23 protein-coding genes are annotated in these 17,988 nt (G+C 60.6%); 14 read left to right on the forward strand and 9 right to left on the reverse strand.

Annotation, left to right across the window (positions count from 1 at the left end; genetic code table 11):
- Positions 1-34: 34 nt before the first annotated feature.
- Both EV130_RS21210 and EV130_RS21215 read right to left on the reverse strand, forming a co-directional pair.
- Positions 35-1,327, reverse strand: a complete 1,293-nt coding sequence (locus EV130_RS21210) for a dihydroorotase (RefSeq protein WP_074060910.1) — start codon at positions 1,325-1,327, stop codon at positions 35-37.
- Positions 1,324-2,265 (reverse strand): aspartate carbamoyltransferase catalytic subunit, encoded by a 942-nt coding sequence (locus tag EV130_RS21215; protein WP_074060911.1) that lies wholly within the window; start codon positions 2,263-2,265, stop codon positions 1,324-1,326. The genes EV130_RS21210 and EV130_RS21215 overlap by 4 nt, the downstream gene beginning before the upstream one ends.
- Positions 2,266-2,442: 177 nt before the next feature.
- Between EV130_RS21215 and EV130_RS21220 the strand changes: the two genes are divergently transcribed.
- From EV130_RS21220 to EV130_RS21230, 4 genes are all read left to right on the forward strand, one after another.
- Positions 2,443-4,092 (forward strand): acyl-CoA dehydrogenase family protein, encoded by a 1,650-nt coding sequence (locus tag EV130_RS21220; protein ID WP_074060912.1) that lies wholly within the window; start codon positions 2,443-2,445, stop codon positions 4,090-4,092.
- A 254-nt stretch (positions 4,093-4,346) separates the two neighbouring features.
- On the forward strand, positions 4,347-5,006 hold the full coding sequence (locus EV130_RS21225) for a TetR/AcrR family transcriptional regulator (RefSeq protein WP_074060913.1): 660 nt from the start codon (positions 4,347-4,349) through the stop codon (positions 5,004-5,006).
- Positions 5,007-5,126: 120 nt separating this feature from the next.
- Positions 5,127-5,297, forward strand: a complete 171-nt coding sequence (locus EV130_RS32630) for a transposase (protein WP_074060914.1) — start codon at positions 5,127-5,129, stop codon at positions 5,295-5,297.
- Positions 5,294-5,620: a DUF6105 family protein gene (locus EV130_RS21230; protein ID WP_074060915.1), complete on the forward strand. Its 327-nt coding sequence runs from the start codon at positions 5,294-5,296 to the stop codon at positions 5,618-5,620. The genes EV130_RS32630 and EV130_RS21230 overlap by 4 nt, the downstream gene beginning before the upstream one ends.
- Here EV130_RS21230 and ruvX read toward each other — a convergent pair.
- On the reverse strand, positions 5,563-6,051 hold the full coding sequence (ruvX, locus tag EV130_RS21235; RefSeq protein WP_074060916.1) for a Holliday junction resolvase RuvX: 489 nt from the start codon (positions 6,049-6,051) through the stop codon (positions 5,563-5,565). The genes EV130_RS21230 and ruvX overlap by 58 nt on opposite strands.
- Before the next feature lie 115 nt (positions 6,052-6,166).
- On the opposite strand from ruvX, the gene EV130_RS21240 reads away from it, so the two are divergent.
- The 4 genes from EV130_RS21240 (at position 6,167) to EV130_RS21255 (ending at position 9,235) form a co-directional block, all read left to right on the forward strand.
- The gene (locus EV130_RS21240) at positions 6,167-6,871 is read left to right on the forward strand and encodes a metal-dependent hydrolase (protein ID WP_074060917.1); all 705 of its coding nucleotides are present in this window, start codon (positions 6,167-6,169) and stop codon (positions 6,869-6,871) included.
- Positions 6,872-6,941: 70 nt separating this feature from the next.
- Positions 6,942-7,229 (forward strand): Asp-tRNA(Asn)/Glu-tRNA(Gln) amidotransferase subunit GatC, encoded by a 288-nt coding sequence (gene gatC, locus EV130_RS21245; RefSeq protein ID WP_074060918.1) that lies wholly within the window; start codon positions 6,942-6,944, stop codon positions 7,227-7,229.
- A 49-nt stretch (positions 7,230-7,278) separates the two neighbouring features.
- Positions 7,279-8,760 carry an Asp-tRNA(Asn)/Glu-tRNA(Gln) amidotransferase subunit GatA gene (gene gatA / locus EV130_RS21250; RefSeq protein ID WP_074060919.1) on the forward strand — a complete coding sequence of 494 codons (1,482 nt, stop codon included), beginning with the start codon at positions 7,279-7,281 and terminating at the stop codon, positions 8,758-8,760.
- 199 nt (positions 8,761-8,959) lie between these two features.
- Positions 8,960-9,235 (forward strand): hypothetical protein, encoded by a 276-nt coding sequence (locus tag EV130_RS21255; RefSeq protein ID WP_074060920.1) that lies wholly within the window; start codon positions 8,960-8,962, stop codon positions 9,233-9,235.
- 54 nt (positions 9,236-9,289) lie between these two features.
- Here the strand turns inward: EV130_RS21255 and EV130_RS21260 are convergent, their stop codons facing one another.
- Entirely contained in the window at positions 9,290-9,547 is a 258-nt protein-coding gene (locus EV130_RS21260) for a YjhX family toxin (RefSeq protein ID WP_074063125.1), read from the reverse strand.
- 297 nt (positions 9,548-9,844) lie between these two features.
- Between EV130_RS21260 and EV130_RS21265 the strand changes: the two genes are divergently transcribed.
- The 6 genes from EV130_RS21265 to EV130_RS21290 all read left to right on the forward strand — a co-directional run bounded on the left by EV130_RS21265 (position 9,845) and on the right by EV130_RS21290 (position 13,920).
- Entirely contained in the window at positions 9,845-10,360 is a 516-nt protein-coding gene (locus tag EV130_RS21265) for a GNAT family N-acetyltransferase (protein ID WP_074060921.1), read from the forward strand.
- Between the two features lie 82 nt (positions 10,361-10,442).
- Positions 10,443-11,945 (forward strand): Asp-tRNA(Asn)/Glu-tRNA(Gln) amidotransferase subunit GatB, encoded by a 1,503-nt coding sequence (gene gatB, locus EV130_RS21270; RefSeq protein ID WP_132661262.1) that lies wholly within the window; start codon positions 10,443-10,445, stop codon positions 11,943-11,945.
- Between the two features lie 5 nt (positions 11,946-11,950).
- Complete coding sequence (locus EV130_RS21275) at positions 11,951-12,454, forward strand: GNAT family N-acetyltransferase (protein ID WP_132661264.1); 504 nt, start codon at positions 11,951-11,953, stop codon at positions 12,452-12,454.
- Positions 12,455-12,672: 218 nt separating this feature from the next.
- Entirely contained in the window at positions 12,673-12,873 is a 201-nt protein-coding gene (locus tag EV130_RS21280) for a GNAT family protein (RefSeq protein WP_074060924.1), read from the forward strand.
- A 102-nt stretch (positions 12,874-12,975) separates the two neighbouring features.
- Complete coding sequence (locus EV130_RS21285) at positions 12,976-13,374, forward strand: NADH:ubiquinone oxidoreductase subunit NDUFA12 (RefSeq protein ID WP_074060925.1); 399 nt, start codon at positions 12,976-12,978, stop codon at positions 13,372-13,374.
- 114 nt (positions 13,375-13,488) lie between these two features.
- Positions 13,489-13,920, forward strand: a complete 432-nt coding sequence (locus tag EV130_RS21290) for a DUF2155 domain-containing protein (protein ID WP_074060926.1) — start codon at positions 13,489-13,491, stop codon at positions 13,918-13,920.
- Positions 13,921-14,080: 160 nt separating this feature from the next.
- On the opposite strand, the gene aat is transcribed toward EV130_RS21290, so the two are convergent.
- From aat to EV130_RS21315, 5 genes are all read right to left on the reverse strand, one after another.
- Positions 14,081-14,695: a leucyl/phenylalanyl-tRNA--protein transferase gene (aat, locus tag EV130_RS21295; protein WP_074060927.1), complete on the reverse strand. Its 615-nt coding sequence runs from the start codon at positions 14,693-14,695 to the stop codon at positions 14,081-14,083.
- 5 nt (positions 14,696-14,700) lie between these two features.
- A complete protein-coding gene (gene accC / locus EV130_RS21300; RefSeq protein ID WP_074060928.1) occupies positions 14,701-16,047 on the reverse strand; it encodes an acetyl-CoA carboxylase biotin carboxylase subunit in 1,347 nt (448 codons plus the stop codon).
- A 10-nt stretch (positions 16,048-16,057) separates the two neighbouring features.
- Entirely contained in the window at positions 16,058-16,534 is a 477-nt protein-coding gene (accB, locus tag EV130_RS21305) for an acetyl-CoA carboxylase biotin carboxyl carrier protein (protein WP_074060929.1), read from the reverse strand.
- A 20-nt stretch (positions 16,535-16,554) separates the two neighbouring features.
- Positions 16,555-16,992 carry a type II 3-dehydroquinate dehydratase gene (gene aroQ / locus EV130_RS21310; RefSeq protein WP_074063126.1) on the reverse strand — a complete coding sequence of 146 codons (438 nt, stop codon included), beginning with the start codon at positions 16,990-16,992 and terminating at the stop codon, positions 16,555-16,557.
- Between the two features lie 144 nt (positions 16,993-17,136).
- Complete coding sequence (locus EV130_RS21315) at positions 17,137-17,895, reverse strand: DsbA family protein (RefSeq protein ID WP_074060930.1); 759 nt, start codon at positions 17,893-17,895, stop codon at positions 17,137-17,139.
- Positions 17,896-17,988: the final 93 nt, after the last annotated feature.

Consider the following 17,988-nt stretch of genomic DNA (forward strand, 5'->3'; position numbering starts at 1 on the left):
CACCTTCACCACGCCTGCGGGGGCAACACCCGCCTTATTCCACTCCGTAAACAAGCTTACCCGCGACATAGGTCGCGACAGCCCGTCCGCTGAAGCGCGCATCCTCGAAAGGCGTATTCTTCGAGCGCGAGAGAAGCATGTCTTCCGAGACAAGCCAAGGCTCGTCGAGATCGATCAGCGCGATATCGGCTTTGGCACCGGGCTTCAGCGTGCCGGCATCGAGGCCGAAGATCTGCGCAGGGCGCGTCGACATCGCATCGATCAGCCGCATCAGACTCACCTGGCCGCTATGGTAAAGGCGCAAGCCCGCCGCAAGCATCGTCTCAAGACCCACTGCACCATCAGCCGCTTCGCCGAAAGGCAGCCGTTTGGTATCGACATCCTGCGGATCATGCGAAGAAACGATGATGTCGATTGCCCCTCTCGCCAGCGCATCCACCATCGCCACGCGGTCGTCTTCGGAACGCAGCGGCGGATAGAGCTTGAAGAAGGTGCGGTACTCGCCGATGTCGTTTTCGTTAAGCGTCAGGTTGTTGATCGAGATGCCGCAGGTCACCTTGGCGCCGCGGCTCTTGGCAAGTTCGATCGCCTCGACCGACTCCGGTACCGAGATCATCGCTGCGTGATACGTGCCGCGGGTCAGTTGCGCGATGCGAAGGTCTCGTTCAAGAGGAATGAGTTCGGCTTCCTTCGGAATGCCCCCGAGGCCGAGCCAGCTGGCAAGCAAGCCTTCATGCATGACGCCGGTGGCGCCGAGATATTTGTCGCGGGTCTCGCAGGAGATGACGGCGCCGAATTCGCGCGCATAGGTCATCACTCGCCGCAGCACCTGCGTGTCATGAACGCTGGAACGGCCATCTGTGAAGGCGACGGCGCCGGCTTGCATCAGCAAGCCGATCTCGGTCATTTCCTCGCCGGCCAGGTGCTTGGTGATCGCTGCAGCCGGATAGATGTTGACGAGCGCCGTGTCCCTGGCCGTTTTCTTGACGAATTCGACCAGTGCGATGTCGTCGATGACAGGATCGGTGTCTGGCATCATGATGATCGAGGTGACGCCTCCTGCGGCCGCCGCCCGGCTCGCCGAAGCGATCGTCTCGCGATGTTCGGCCCCCGGCTCGCCGATATTGACGCATGCATCGACCAGACCCGGGGTTGCGACAAGGCCGTTGCAATCGCGAACCGCGGCACCTTCCGGCGCCCCCTGGTTCTGCGCATCCTTACCGGCTGCGGCAATCACGCCGTCCTTGACGATGATCGTGCCGATCTCGTCGAGATTTTTCGAAGGATCGATGATACGAACATTCTTGAGAACGATCGAGTTCGTCATGCCCGCGGCCCCCGGTTCTGAGACACGAGCAAAATCTCCATCACCGCCATGCGCACCGCGACCCCCATTTCCACCTGTTCGGCAATCACGCTTTGCGGTCCATCCGCCACTTCGGATGAAATTTCCACCCCACGGTTCATAGGTCCCGGATGCATCACCAGGGCGTCGGCCTTGGCAGCTTTGAGGGTTTCCGCATCAAGCCCATAGAAATGGAAATACTCGCGCACGGAAGGCACGAAGGCGCCGGACATCCGCTCGCGCTGGAGGCGCAGCATCATCACCACGTCGGCGTCCTTGAGCCCTTCCTTCATCGAGTGGAAGACCTCGACACCCATCTCCGCAATGCCGGCCGGAAGCAGCGTCGCTGGTGCGACGACACGGACCCGCGCGCCCATGGCATTCAGAAGCAGGATGTTTGAGCGCGCCACCCGCGAATGGAGCACGTCGCCGCAGATCGCCACGATGATGCGCGACAACCTGCCCTTGGCACGGCGGATCGTCAGCGCGTCGAGCAGCGCTTGCGTGGGATGCTCGTGCTGGCCGTCGCCGGCATTGACCACCGAGCAGGAGACTTTTTGCGCCAGGAGTGCAGCGGCACCGGCGCTCGAATGGCGGATCACCAGCACGTCCGGCCGCATCGCGTTCAGCGTCATCGCCGTATCGATCAGCGTTTCGCCCTTTTTCACCGAGGAATTGCCGACCGACATGTTCATGACGTCGGCGCCGAGGCGCTTTCCGGCGAGTTCGAAGGAGGCTTGCGTGCGCGTGGATGCTTCGAAGAAGAGGTTGATCTGCGTCAGGCCGCGAAGGGTCGATGTCTTCTTCTCGCGCTGCCGGCTGATCTTGACGGCCTCATCCGCCTTGTCGAGCAGGTAGGTGATATCCTGCTCCGTGAGGCCTTTTATGCCGATGAGGTGGCGGTGGGGAAAGAAGACCATGAACCTGCCTCTTGCTGTGTCACGCGCTCTATAATGAGTGGCGCGGTAAGGGGCAAGCACGTGCTGCGGACAAAGGCTTACGTCCCCACGCAATTTGTCGTAAATCCGTAAAAGCAGAAGCGGGAAAGCTCGAACTTCCGCTTTCCCTTTGCCTGCCTCTTGCAATAGAAGCGACTCATGACATCCGCTGAAGAAAAACTCGCCGAGCTGAACCAGCCTAGTCTCTGGTCCGGCATCAATGCCTACCGGTCCGATCCGCTGATCGTCGACCTGACTGCGGCGCTGCCGCGCGGCACGCGCGAGGATCTGGAAAACATGGGCCGTTACGTGACCTCGCCGGAGGCGCAGGAGCTGGCGCGCATGGCAAACCAGGGCACGCCACAGCTTCGCACCCATGGCCCGCGCGGCGAGCGTCTGGATGTCATCGAGTTTCACCCGGCATGGCATGCACTGATGCGCCGCTCAATGTCCGTCGGCTTGCATTCCTCCGTCTGGGATCCACAGGCCGATGCCGACGCCAAGGATCAGGCGCACAAGATCCGCGCGGCCCGCTTTTACCTGACTGCCCAGCTCGAATCCGGCCACCTTTGCCCGCTGACGATGACGAGTGCTTCGGTGGCAGCACTGTCGGCTTCGCCTGCCGTGCAGAAGGACTGGGCGCCGAAGATCCTCTCGCGCAAATATGATTCGTCTAACAAGCCCGCCATGCAGAAGTCTGCCGTGACAATCGGCATGGGCATGACCGAGAAGCAGGGCGGCACCGACGTCCGCTCCAACAAGAGCACGGCCGAAAAGGTCAGCGAAGGCATTTACCGACTGTCGGGGCACAAATGGTTCATGTCTGCGCCGATGAGCGATGCCTTCATCATGCTGGCGCAGACGAAGGAAGGCATGGGCTGCTTCCTCGTTCCGCGTCTGCTGGAAGACGGTTCGGCCAACGGCCTGCGGTTCCAGCGGCTCAAGGACAAGGTCGGCAACCGCTCGAACGCCTCCTCCGAAGTCGAGTTCAGCGACACCTTCGGCTTCCTGCTTGGCGGCCCGGATGCAGGCATCCGCACGATCCTCGACATGGTGACGTTGACGCGGCTTGACTGCGCGCTTGCCTCGTCGGGCATCATGCGCGCCTCGCTTGCCGAGGCCGTCCACCATACCCGCGGCCGCAGCGTCTTCGGCAAGATGCTCGTCAACCAGCCGATCATGACCCGCGTGCTGGCCGATATGGCGCTCGACGTCGCGGCCGCAACGGCGCTGTCCTTCCGCCTCGCGGATGCTTTCGACAAGGCCCGCGGCAATGCGGAAGAGGCTGCCTACGCCCGCGTCATGACGCCGGTTGCGAAATACTGGTGCTGCAAGATCGCGCCGGCGCTGATCTATGAGGCGATGGAATGCATCGGCGGAAGCGGCTACATCGAGGAGCGCCCCATCGCCCGCCACTACCGTGAAGCCCCGGTCAACGCCATCTGGGAAGGCTCAGGCAACGTGATGGCGCTCGATGTGCTGCGCGTGTTGACGCGCGGCAAGGATCTGTTCGAAACGGTGTTCACCGGCCTTGCCCGCGATCTTGGTCCGGCCGGCAAGAAGACGATTGACGTCCTTCGCGCCGCAATGGCGCTTTGCGAACGGGACGAGGGCGCAGCCCGCCTTCTGGTCGAACAGCTTGCGCTCGCCGCGGCTGCTGCCGAGCTCTACCGCCTCGGCGCCGGTCGCATCGCCGACGCCTTCATCGAAACCCGCCTCGCAGGCGGCTGGCGCGCGACATACGGCATGCTCGATTCCCGCTTCGACGCGACCTACATCGTGGATCTGCTCTATCCGCCGGCAGGATAGCGCAAGATCACCTACAGCCCTTGCTTGCGCTTGGATAGTGACCAGCAGGCGTTGACGATCTCCAATGCCAGGTGGCAGGGTCGATGATCCTGCGGATGCGACGCATCTTCCGCGCAACGGGCCCATATGTTTTTTTGGGCCGGTGACACATTCGTCCATTTCAAACGATATCCCCAGGCTTTCCGAGGCTGCCCCATTGTCGGCAAGCAAAGGCTTCGCTACTCACCGCATAGTGACAGGCTGGGCGATCCGACATGTTGAATGAACCCGCGGTTCTTGAAGCTCTTCCGCAGGCTGCAAGCGAAGCCGAAAAGCGCGTCCGCGACCGCGGTGCGACCGAAAAGGCGATCCTCAGGGCGGCCAAGGCGCTGCTGTCCGAAGAAGGGTTCCAGAATTTCGGCATTAACGCGGTTGCCCGCCGGGCCGGATGCGACAAGCAGCTGATCTATCGCTATTATGGTGGCCTGAACGGCCTTGTCGAAGCGATCGGCTCCGATCTCGGCACCTGGGTCAGGGATCGCATTCCCGAAGATACCGGCGGCATGTTTCTGCTCACCTACGGCGACCTCATGGAGCGCCTGGCGTTGCTTTTCCTCGAGGCGCTTCGCGACGATCCTCTGATGCGCCGCATCGTCGCCTGGGAGGTATCTGAGAATACGGAGCAGGTGAGGCGGCTTGCCGAATCCCGCTCGAAGGCGCTGTCGCAATGGCTGGAGCGCATGAAGGGCTCGCTTTCGCCGCCGAAGGGCGTCGATGCCGCCGCCGTCAACGCAATTCTCATTGCCGCGATCCAGCACCTCGTCCTCTCGGCCTCGGCAGGCGGCCAGTGTGCGGGCCTGGCGCTGAAGTCCGCCAAGGATTGGGAAAAAGCCGCAACCGCGTTGAAGCGCATCGTTCGCGGCGTTTACGGCTGACGCGGCTTCGCGTCATCCACAGGCGGCGACTTGGGTGTTAACCTTAACGAATGGTTTACATTGCACGCTGCGGGGTAACGGGACAGGGTATCGGCAGTTCAAATCTCAGTTGTCGGAATCATGGGAACCAAAGCTGCCAACGCCATTCTGCTCTTTGCCGCGATGATATTTTTCGCGGTGCTTGCGATGGATATCGCCGTGCCCGCACTGGTTCTGAGCCTCATGGCGTTGTCGACACGGGCAGTCACCCTGGAGGCGTCTTTGAGCCGACAGGAAGGGGAGTCCTCATGAGGTGGTTCCTGGTCTTCTGGCTGGGACCGATCGCCTTTTTGGGCGGCTGGTACTGGCTTTCTTACTACGACATGAATTTCGGCATTTTCATGCTGACGCGCCAGGTTCATGACCTGACCTTCCAGATTTACGGCAATGCGCTCGGCGTACCGCCGGAAACCATCCCGCCGCTTGTCGCCCGCGCGATCGCTGTCGACAGCCTTGTCGTCTTCGCAATCATTGGTTTTCGCAAGCGCAGGAAGCTCGTTGCATGGTGGAGGGCGCGTCAGGCCTCCAGATCGTCCGATCTGGCGAGCAGCGAGAGCCTGTCCAGGGCTCCCTGAAGGATGAAGCTGGCGGCGGCTGAATCGATCCGCCCGGCACGTTTGGCACGCGACACATCCATCTCGATCAGCGCCCGTTGCGCTGCGACCGTCGAAAGCCGCTCGTCCCAGTAGACAAAGGGCAGGTTCGTCTTTTGCTCCATGTTGCGCACGAAGGCTCTCGTCGCCTGAACGCGCGCACCGGCCGAGCCATCCATGTTCATCGGCAGCCCTATGACGAAACCGGCTGCTTTTTCCTTCGCGGCAAAAGCAAGCAGCAATTCGGCGTCAATCGTGAACTTCTGCCGTTTGATGACAGGCCGCGGCGTAGCAAAGCGCCGCCCGAGATCTGACATCGCAAGGCCAATCGTCTTTGTGCCGAGGTCAAGCCCGGCGATCGCCTGTCCGGACCGCAAGACAGCCGCCAGTTCCTCGATCGTCAGCACCGTCATCGTCGTTCGTCCCGTCAAAAGAAATTGAAGCGCTGGCCGCTTTTCTTTGCGGTCATACCGGATATGTCCTTAGCATCCAATTCTGCTTTTGCATCACCTATTGAGGAGCGATTCCATGAAGATCACCTGGCTCGGCCATTCCGCCTTCCGCATCGAGACGAAAGCGGCAAGGATACTGATCGACCCGTTCCTCACCCACAACCCGTCCTTTGCAGGTCAGGACATTAAGCAGGTTGCGAGCGGCATCACACATATCCTCCTGACGCACGGCCATGGCGACCATGTCGGCGATACCATTTCGCTTGCAAGCGAGACCGGTGCCGTTGTGCTCGCCAATGCAGATCTGGCCGCCTGGCTCGGCTCCAAGGGCGTCGAGAGGATCGAGATGGGCAACACGGGCGGCACGGTTTCGCTTGGAAGTTTCACCGCCACCTTCACCAATGCGCTGCACTCCTCCGCCCAGATCACCGAGGACGGCGTTTCCCATTCGCTCGGCAACCCCAATGGCCTGATGCTGCATTTCGACGACGAGGCGAGCCTGCTCCATATGGGCGATACCGACATCTTCTCCGACATGGCACTCCTCAACGAGCTGCACCAGCCGGATGTCGGCATCGTGCCGATCGGTGACCGCTTCACCATGGGCGGCGCCGTTGCAGCGCTCTCCTGCCGGCGTTACTTCAACTTCAAGACGGCAATCCCCTGCCACTACGCCACCTTCCCGATCATCGACCAGACGCCGGAAAAATTCGTCGCCGGCATGGAAGGCTCGAAGACGCAGGTCAGGACGCCGAAGCTTGGCGAGACGCTGTCCATCTAAGCAAAACGCCGTTGCACTGGGCGGACAGGGCCTTTATAGCGGGTGGGAAATTTCCCATTCGGAGAATGCCATGTCCGTCGATCTTGCCACCGTTAAGCGCGTTGCGCACCTTGCCCGCATTGCCGTTTCAGAAGAAGAGGCAAATCGCATGGTCGACGAGCTGAATGGCATCCTCGGTTTCGTCGAGCAGCTTTCCGAGGTGAATGTCGAAGGCATCGAGCCGATGACCTCCGTCACGCCGATGGCGATGAAAAAGCGGAAGGACGAGGTCACCGACGGCAGCAAGGCCGAGGACATCGTCGCCAATGCGCCGGTCAGCGACCACAATTTCTTCCTGGTGCCGAAAGTCGTCGAATAAGCGATCGCTTTTTCCGACCCCGTTGCATTCAAAAATCCGAGCGAACACGATGAGCGAACTCACCAGCCTGACCATTGCCGAATCCCGCGAGAAGCTGCGCGCTAAGGAAATCACCGCGACCGAACTGACGGAAGCCTACATCTCGGCTATCGATGCGGCCAATGACCGGCTGAATGCCTATATCAAAGTCACGCCCGATCTCGCCCGGGTCATGGCGAAGAACTCCGACGAGCGCATCGCCGCAGGCCGGGCCGGCGATCTCGAGGGTATCCCCCTCGGCATCAAGGACCTCTTTGCGACAGTTGGCGTCCACACCCAGGCCTGCAGCCACATCCTCGACGGCTTCGAGCCGCGCTACGAATCGACCGTCACCCAGAACCTTTGGAACGACGGCGCCGTCATGCTCGGCAAGCTGAACATGGACGAGTTCGCCATGGGCTCCTCCAACGAAACCTCGCACTACGGCCCGGTCATCAATCCATGGCGCGCGAAGGGCTCCAACCAGCAGCTCGTTCCGGGCGGCTCTTCAGGCGGCTCGGCGGCGGCGGTTGCGGCCCATCTTTGCGCCGGCGCCACTGCCACCGATACCGGCGGTTCGATACGCCAGCCGGCCGCCTTCACCGGCACCGTCGGCATCAAGCCGACCTATGGCCGCTGCTCGCGCTGGGGCACGGTCGCCTTCGCGTCCTCGCTCGATCAGGCCGGCCCGATTTCCCGCGACGTGCGCGATGCCGCGATCCTCTTGAAGTCGATGGCAAGTGTCGATGCCCAGGATACGACCTCCGTCGACCTGCCGGTGCCGGACTACGAAGCCTCGCTCGGCAAGTCGCTGAAGGGCATGAAGATCGGCATTCCGAACGAATACCGCGTCGAGGGCATGCCGGAAGAAATCGAGACGCTTTGGCAGCAGGGCATCGCCTGGCTGAAGGACGCCGGCGCCGAGATCGTCACCATCTCGCTGCCGCATACCAAATACGCGCTGCCGGCCTATTACATCGTTGCTCCGGCCGAAGCCTCCTCGAATCTTGCCCGCTACGACGGCGTGCGCTACGGCTTGCGCGTCGACGGCAAGGATATCGTCGACATGTACGAGAAGACCCGTGCCGCGGGCTTCGGCAAGGAAGTCAAGCGCCGCATCATGATCGGCACCTACGTGCTGTCGGCCGGCTACTACGACGCCTATTACCTGCGTGCCCAGAAGGTCCGCACGCTGATCAAGCGCGATTTCGAGTTCGCCTTCGACGCCGGCGTCGATGCCATTCTGACGCCCGCCACCCCGTCTTCGGCCTTCGGCATTGCCGACGAGAACCTCGCCTCAGACCCGGTCAAGATGTACTTGAACGATATCTTCACCGTGACGGTCAACATGGCGGGTCTCCCGGGCATCGCCGTGCCCGCCGGCCTCGATCACAAAGGCCTGCCGCTCGGCCTCCAACTCATCGGCAGGCCCTTCGACGAAGAGACCCTCTTCAAGACTGCGCATGTCATCGAACAGGCCGCCGGCAAGTTCGCGCCGGCGAAGTGGTGGTAACGGTTCGTCATCTGCAAGATGACGGCACATTCGCTGCATGGAATTTGGCGGCGAAGATGAGCCCCGCGCCGCGATCCGTTAGGAGCGGTCGGGCTTTCAAGTGGCGGGGCGCTCAACTGGATTTGAGCCTTGGTACCGTTCTCGATAAGATGCATCTTGAACCGGTGCTCAGTTGTCAATAGCGGTGCCGGAGGGCTTCATGGACAAGACAGATCTCGCGCCGTTGATCCAGGCATTCGATCGTCTCGCAGGCGGCGATTTCCACATGGGCGGCGAATGGCGGGCCGTGCACGAAATCTGCCAGGCCCACGAGGGGGAATGGCCCTTCGACTGGGGTCATGCCCTTTGCCATCGCATCGAAGGCGACGACTGGAATGCCGATTACTGGTACCGCCGGGCGGGTAAGAGGCGCCCAGCCGGTACCGTGGCTGAAGAGTGGTCGGCGATGAAGGCCGAGCTTTCGGCGCATCTCTGACATCGCGGAGGGGCGCGCGCCGATCAGAACGCGCGGCCAGGGCGATGTGAAAAACTATCGATTGTTCTGCTCGGCTCTTACCAGCACCAAGCCCCGCTCCGTGATGCGGTAGGGTTTACCGCTCGAAGATTTGATCGCCTTCTTCTGTTTGAGTTTGCGGAAGGTGATCAGGTCAAGGCCTGAAAATACCCAGCCTTCGCGGGTATAGAGCTGCAGCTTTTCGATCCTTTTCTTTTCGTCGCGTGTGATTTCGATGCGGCCGCCCTGGGCCAATAGGTGCAGGATGCGTTGCTCCGTGCGGGAAATATCCATTTGAATGTTGATCCGGTCTTGGCGCCGAAAAAGCGCATAAAAAAACGATCCGGCGTTCGGGGCGAGCGTCGGGGCTTCGTTCTTTTTCTGGCCCATGCACGCAAGCAGGCTTGCAGGCAGGGCCCTTACCGGGTCTGAGAATGGCTCAACATAAGGATTTGGTAGCTCGCCTCGAACAGGAGGTCAAGCAGGCGCCGGGGGGGTTGAAAACCGGCTGGTAACGATTGCGCGAGCGAGCAAATCATTGGAAAAACCGCCGATTCGGTGCTCTAGTGAAAGTGTAGAGCGGAGGTGCCATTGATCCACATTCGCAATGCTCGCGAGGGCGAAGCGGACCTTTTGAGTGAGATCGGCCTCAGAGCCTGGCAAAAGGCGATGAGGGCAATGGGCGAGTCGGACGCGCTGCTGGATGCGGCGCGCAGTGCCTTCGTCAATTTTACGCAAGGCACGTGGCTGACGATCACCGTGATCGAGCTCAACGGTTTGGTTGCCGGCTGGGCGGCGCGCGAACACCTGGACGAGACGATATCCGATTTCTGGATCGATCCGGCCTATACTTGCCAGGGCCTAGGCTCTGCGCTTCTGGAAGCGATCGAAAAGGACATTGCCGAGCAGGGTTTTGCCAAAGCTGCAATGCAGACGCATTCGGGAAATACCGAGGCGATCAGTTTTTTCCAGAAGCACGGTTACGCCATCCACTGGCTTTCGATCGCCTATAATCCGAAGCTCGACCGCGACGTACCATCGCTCGGACTGGCAAAGGACCTTGAAACCGGGGGCGACGGAGCCTACGGGCCCGGCTCCAGCTTCTGACTTGACGTGCCGAAAGCCTTGCACCGGCAGACCATTTCCTTTACCTCACCAGTTGAAAAGAACAGCCTCCAAAGAGCATCAAATGACCATTGTCGACGTTCGTACGCCTGATCCGAAACGCTTCATTCCCGGCGCCACCGGCGATTGGGAAGTCATCATCGGCATGGAAGTCCATGCGCAGGTGCTGTCGAATGCGAAGCTCTTCTCGGGCGCCTCGACGCAATTCGGCAAGCCGCAGAATTCGAACGTCTCGCTGGTCGATGCTGCCATGCCCGGCATGCTGCCGGTCATAAACGAGGAATGCGTCAAGCAGGCGGTGCGCACCGGCCTTGGTCTGAAGGCTCAGATCAACAAGCGTTCGGTCTTCGACCGCAAGAACTATTTCTATCCCGACCTGCCGCAGGGCTATCAGATCTCGCAGTACAAGGATCCGATCGTCGGCGAGGGCACGATCGTCATTTCGCTTGGTCCTGACCGCCAGGGCCAGTTCGAGGATATCGAGATCGGCATCGAGCGCCTGCATCTGGAACAGGATGCCGGCAAGTCGATGCACGACCAGCATGCGACGATGTCATATGTCGACCTCAACCGTTCCGGCGTCGCGCTCATGGAAATCGTCTCGAAGCCCGATATGCGCTCGTCGGACGAGGCGAAGGCATACATGACAAAGCTGCGCTCGATCGTGCGGTATCTCGGGACCTGTGACGGCAATATGGACGAGGGCTCGATGCGCGCCGACGTCAACGTCTCCGTCCGCCGCCCCGGCGAGCCCTTCGGCACGCGCTGCGAGATCAAGAATGTCAACTCCATCCGCTTCATCGGCCAGGCGATCGAATATGAAGCCCGCCGCCAGATCGGCATCCTGGAGGACGGCGGTACGATCGATCAGGAAACTCGCCTTTTCGACGCGAACAAGGGTGAAACGCGCTCCATGCGTTCCAAGGAAGAAGCACATGATTATCGCTACTTCCCCGACCCGGACCTGCTACCGCTCGAATTCGACGAGAGCTTCATCAAGGATCTTGAAGCCCACCTGCCGGAGCTGCCGGACGACAAGAAGGAGCGCTTTGTGCGCGAACTCGGCCTTTCGGTCTACGATGCTTCGGTGCTGGTCTCCGAAAAGGCGATAGCCGATTACTTCGAGGCCGTGGCCGAAGGCCGCGACGGCAAGACGGCTGCAAACTGGGTGATCAACGACCTGCTCGGCGCCTTGAACAGGACCGGCAAGGACATCGAGGAGACGCCGGTTTCACCGGGCCAGCTGGGCGCGATCATCGATCTCATCAAGGCCGAAACCATCTCCGGCAAGATTGCCAAGGACCTCTTCGAGATCGTTCTCAACGAAGGCGGCGATCCGGTTGAGATCGTCGAAACCCGCGGCATGAAGCAGGTGACCGATACCGGCGCCATCGAAAAGGCCGTCGACGACATCATCGCCGCCAACCCGGATCAGGTTGCCAAGGTTCAGGCAAAGCCGACGCTTGCCGGATGGTTCGTCGGCCAGGTGATGAAGGCAACCGGCGGCAAGGCCAATCCGCAGGCCGTCCAGGCGCTCGTCAAGGCCAAGCTAGAAATCGAGGAGTAAGGGCCGTGTATTTCGTGCGCACGGCAAGCGAGCGGGACCTCGACACGGTCCGCGCCCTGCTGGCCGAGGCGTTTCGTTGCGCCTATGCCGATCTCTACGGCGAGGCGAAGGTGAGCGAGCTGATCGCGCATCTGTTTTCCCCGGCAGCGCTCCAGGCGCGGCTGGCGAGGAAGAACGCGGAATTCCTCGTCGTCGATAACGGCAAGACCCTCGGCGGCATAGGCTATGCCGCCATGTCGGACGAGATGACGAAGACGGTCATGCTGCACCTGCTCTACGTGCGGCCATCGCTGCATCGCCAGGGCATCGGGCGCGAAATCTTCGCCGAGCTCGAGACCTGCTTTCCGGATGCAGAGATCATGCGTCTCGAGGTCGAGCCGAGGAACGAGAAGGCAATCGCCTTTTATCACGCACATGGTTTTACCGATGCTGGCCGCCAGGAAAACGACGGACCGGGCCAATCCGGGATTGCGACGCTGATCCTCGAAAAGCGGCTCGAAACCCATTGAGCCGGCAATGATGGCCCGGCGCGCATCGCGATCTTTGCTGCCGAGGCCATTCGGCGCTCATGGCGATGCGGTCGCGGCGGACGCATTCCGCATCAAAGGGCGTTGTGAAGGATTGCCGCGCTGCCCGATCCGCGCCTTACCGAGCCGATCATCGCGCCGAGGTGGTCTTACTTTAAAAGTTCATCGCTGCGACGGTTAAGGTTTGCGGCGTCTCCTCCATGATCATCGAAGCGCTGCAGGCACGTGGCGACATGTGCGGCAAAGGAATTGCTGCACAGAATTCTGCCTCGCCAAGGCGAAAGGACGCATCAATTTCGCCTTTGCAAAGCATAAACGCCGGAGGCCGGGATGCGCATGGTTTCTACGAGCGGCTCAGTCATTGCCCGTTGCATTTGCGCTTCAAGATGGTCCTGAAATAGGGTCTCGCCCGATCGGAATCGCTGGACAATCCACCAATCCGGCGGCATAAGCGAAGGAACGAATTCCAGTCCGCTCGCCTTCGGCAGGCACAAGGAAAAGACATGAAGAATCTACTTTTGCAAATCTTCACCTGGTGGAACGGCCAGACGCTGGGCACGCGTTTTGCGACCTGGCGTTTCGGCAAGCGCGTCGGTGAGGATGAATTCGGCAACGTCTATTATGAAGGCGGGATGTCCTCCTACGGACTGCCGAAGCGCTGGGTGATCTACAAGGGATATGCCGAAGCCTCCGCCATCCCCCCCGGCTGGCACGGCTGGATGCACCACCGCACCGATGTTCCGCCCTCGAAGGAAAGCTACGTCGCCAAGGAATGGCAGAAGGCGCACCGTCAAAACCTCACCGGCTCCGCGCAGGCTTATCGCCCGCCGGGCTCGCTTGCCGTTGCCGGCGAACGTCCGCGGGTGACCGGCGATTACGACGCCTGGACGCCCGGCAACTGATATCGCGTTGCCGGGGGGCCGTCCGGCCCCGCTTTTGGCCACAATTGACCTTTACCCGCAGATTGGTCGCAGGACCTGCGACCACGATCTGAAATGCGCTGGAGACGGGTAGATATGAAGCTTTTCACGCGCAATCATGTCCTGCGTGCTGCCGGGTTTGGCCTGGCGCTTGGTACTTCCTTCTTGCCGCAGGCGGCGTCTGCCGCACGCATCGACAATCCCGTTGCCGTCTTCTCCGGCCTCGACAAAATCACCGGCCGCATCACCACCTTCGATGTCTATGTCAACGAAACCGTGCAGTTCGGCGCACTTCAGGTCACGCCGAAGGCCTGCTATTCGCGCGACCAGGCAGAAGCCCAGAAGATCGACGGTTTCGTCGAAGTCGACGAGATCACCCTCGACCGAAAGATCCGTCGCATCTTCACCGGCTGGATGTTCGCAGACAGCCCCGGCCTCAACGCTGTGGAACACCCGATTTACGACGTTTGGCTGAAGGACTGCAAGGCGCAGTCCGAGGTGCCGGCGCCCGAAGGGGCGGCGAAGTAGAATAGCGACATCGTGGCCATCCTCGTCCTTCGGGGCTACACCGTGCCGGCTTGCGCCTCCAGATGAGGAGGGGTGGCAGCGCCGACATTTGCCAAGCGCCTCAAAAGACAAAAGCGACCTTTACTAAGGGGCGAGGGCGGTAAGACTTGGGCCGCAGCCCTCAGAACTTCAGTTGCGGTGAATCCATCGCCGCGGCGAGCATTACCGCATATTCGTCCTTGGGCACGTCGATGGCGCCGAAAGTCTTCAGGTGCTCGGTAGTGAATTGCGTGTCGAGCAGGGTGAACTGCCTGTCGCGCAGACGCGCGACCAGATGAACAAGACAGATCTTCGAGGCGTCGGTGCGGCGCGAGAACATGCTCTCGCCGAAGAAGGCCGAGCCGAGCGAGACGCCATAGAGGCCGCCGACCAGTTGATCGTCGTGCCAGGCTTCGACGGAATGGGCATGGCCCATGCGGTGGAGTGTCGAATAGAGCGATCTGATCGTATGGTTGATCCAGGTGCTCGGCCGGTCTGAAGTCGCCTCGGCGCAGGCCGCGATCACGGCGTCGAAATCATGATCAAAGCGGATCTCGAAGGGATGCCTGCGGATCGTCTTCGCAAGGCTTTTCGAGACGTGGAAGCTGTCGAGAGGCAGTACGCCGCGAAGCTCCGGCTCGACCCAGAAGATTTCCGGATCGTCGGCGGATTCGGCCATCGGAAAGAGGCCGATGGAATAGGCGCGCAGAAGAATCTCCGGGGTTATGCCTGGGGACTTCCTGCGCGAACCTGCCATTTCCGTTATGCCGGATGGTTGGCCAGGTAGTGTTCCAGCCAGTGGATATCATAGTCGCCGTTGGCGATATCCTGATTGGACACAAGATCCTGGAACAGTGGTAGCGTCGTCTTGATACCGTCGACGACAAATTCGTCAAGAGCACGGCGCAGACGCATCATGCATTCTACTCGGGTGCGTCCATGCACGATGAGCTTGCCGATGAGGCTATCATAGTAGGGCGGGATCTTGTAGCCCTGATAGGCGCCGCTGTCGATGCGCACACCAAGGCCGCCCGGCGCATGGAAATGCGTGATCGTGCCGGGCGAAGGCACGAAGGTGCGCGGGTCCTCGGCATTGATGCGGCATTCGATGGCGTGACCCTCGAAGGTGACCTCTTCCTGCGTGACGGACAGGCCTCGGCCGGAGGCGACGCGGATCTGTTCGTGAACGAGATCGATGCCGGTGATCGCTTCGGTGATCGGATGCTCCACCTGCAGACGGGTGTTCATTTCGATGAAATAGAATTCGCCGTTTTCGTAGAGGAACTCAATCGTTCCGGCGCCGCGATACTTCAGCTTTTTCATGGCCTCGGCGCAGATCTGGCCGATCTTCATGCGCTGCTCGACGTTGAGCGCCGGAGAGTTTGCCTCTTCCCAGACCTTCTGGTGACGGCGCTGCAGCGAGCAGTCACGTTCGCCAAGGTGGATCGCATTGCCTTCACCGTCGCCAAACACCTGGATTTCGATGTGGCGCGGCTTGCCGAGATATTTTTCCATGTAGACGGCGTCGTTGCCGAAGGCCGCCGCCGCTTCCGCGCGTGCCGTAGACCAGGCCTCGACCAGGTCGGCTTCGGATTTTGCGACCTTCATGCCGCGGCCGCCGCCGCCTGCCGTTGCCTTGATGAGCACCGGATAGCCGATCAGGGCGGCCGTCTTGATCGCATCTTCCTCGGTCTTCACTTCGCCGTCCGAACCTGGAACAACCGGAATGCCGAGTTCCAGCGCGGTCGTCTTGGCGGTGATCTTGTCGCCCATGATGCGGATATGGTCCGCCGTCGGACCGATGAAGGTGATGTCGTGGGCATCGAGGATGTCGGCGAACTTGGCATTTTCCGAAAGGAAGCCATAGCCCGGATGCACGGCATCCGCGCCGGTGATTTCGCAGGCGGCAACGATCTGATGGATGTTCAGATAGCTATCGCGCGAGGGCGGCGGGCCGATGCAGACGCTCTCGTCGGCAAGGCGCACGTGCATGGCATCGGCATCAGCGGTGGAGTGAACCACGACGCAGGGGATGCCGAGCTCTTTGCAGGCGCGCAGCACGCGCAGCGCGATTTCCCCGCGATTGGCTATGAGGATTTTGGAGACCATGACGCCCGCCTTATTCGATGACGACGAGGAGTTGGCCGTATTCGACGGGCTGACCATCCTCGACCAGGATCTCCGTGATCGTGCCGGACTTCGGAGATGGGATCTGGTTCATCGTCTTCATTGCTTCGATGATGAGAAGCGTTTGGCCTTCCTTGACCGTCGCGCCGACTTCGATGAAGGCACGGGCGCCGGGAGCCGGGGCCATGTAGACGGTGCCGACCATCGGCGCGTTGACGGTGTTGGCCGGGTTGCGCACTGCAGCGGCCGCAGCAGCGGGAGCAGGCTGCGGTGCGGATGCGGAAGAAGCGGCTTGAGCATAGGCAGGAACACCGATCGGCGCCTGGACATAATGCGTATTGCCGGCGCGCGAAACGCGGATACGCAGATCGTCCTGCTCGACCTCGATCTCCGTCAGGTCCGTGTCGTTTAGGATATTTGCGAGATCGCGGATCAGCGCCTGATCGATACTTTTTTTCGTCTCAGCCATGAGTGTGCCCTGTCTTCTTCTTATGCCGTGAGGTTCTTCAGCGCGTGGAGCGCCAGGATATAGCTATGGGGACCAAAACCGCAGATGACGCCCTTCACAGCGGGTGCAATCAGCGACTTGTGGCGAAAGTCTTCGCGAGCATGAACGTTGGTGATATGGAGTTCCACCACCGGAATGGAAATAGCACGGATTGCATCGTGCAGTGCGAGCGAGGTGTGCGTAAAAGCCCCGGCATTGAGCATGACGCCCGCCGCCTTGCCGTTTGCCTCGTGGAGCCAGTCGATGAGGACGCCTTCATGATTGCTCTGGCGGAAGTCGATCTCCAACCCGAGCTCGCCGCCTGCCACCTTGCAATCCGTCTCGATATCCGTGAGCGTCTTTGCGCCGTATATGCCGGGCTCTCTGGTGCCCAGCAAATTCAGGTTAGGTCCGTTCAGGACGAAAATGGTCTGCGTCATCGAATGTTCCGTCAAAAGCACGAGGGCCACCTATAGACTCCCCATGCCTTGATTGAAAGCCCTTTGGGGGAGGCAGCCGGAATCGTGCCATATTTGTCCACATGGCTGAAACATTTGGATTTTGGCGAATTGATGGGCGCGGCCTCAGCAGCTCGTCTTGCCGCAGGTGCGCATGTTCTTGACCTTGGCCTCGAGGTTGTCGAAGCCGACCGCACCCTGCACCAGCTCGTTGCCGATAACATAAGACGGCGTGCCGGTGATGCCGAGGTTCTGCGCAAGCTGGTAGGTCTTTTGAACGCTCTCCTCGCTTGGGCTCTTCTTCATCTCCGCGAGGATCTGCTCCTTGCTGATGCCGAGCGATTCCGCAACGGCGAGAGCCTTCTCCTCGTCAGCGCGTCCACCGCTGCCGAGCAGGGCGACGTGGAACTCGCCGTATTTTTCGGGTGCAAGCTTTCGCAAGGCGTCCGAGACCTTGTGGGCGGCAGCCGATTCCGGCCCGAGGATCGGAAGTTCCTTCAGCACGAAACGGACATTCTTGTCTTTTTCGAGCATGGTCTGCATGTCGGAAAGAGCCTGGCGGCAATAACTGCAATTGTAGTCGAAGAACTCGACGATCGTGACGTCGCCCTTGGGATTGCCGATGGCCGCGTCGTATTTCGCGTCGAAGATTTCCTTCTGGTTGTCTTCGATCGCCCTGTTGGCTTTCACCAGGCGAGCCTCTTCCTGCTTCTTCTGCAGGGCATTCTGGACGTCGATCATGATTTCGGGGTTCTCAATCAGGTATTCCTTGATGAACTCGCCGAACTCCTTCTTCTGCGCGTCGTCGAGGGCTGCTGCCGGAACGGGCAGCGCAACGCTCGCTGCGAGCGCAAAAACGGCGAAGGCTTTCGGGAAGAAGGTCATGTTATCCTCGTCTACGGCAGATGGGGCGCGAAATTTGCTGCATCTTATCATTGCCGTGTTAACAGGTAGAACTGCAAAGCACCAAATTACGGC

The organism is Rhizobium azibense (assembly GCF_004342325.1).
Classification (GTDB): Bacteria; Pseudomonadota; Alphaproteobacteria; order Rhizobiales; family Rhizobiaceae; genus Rhizobium; species Rhizobium etli_B.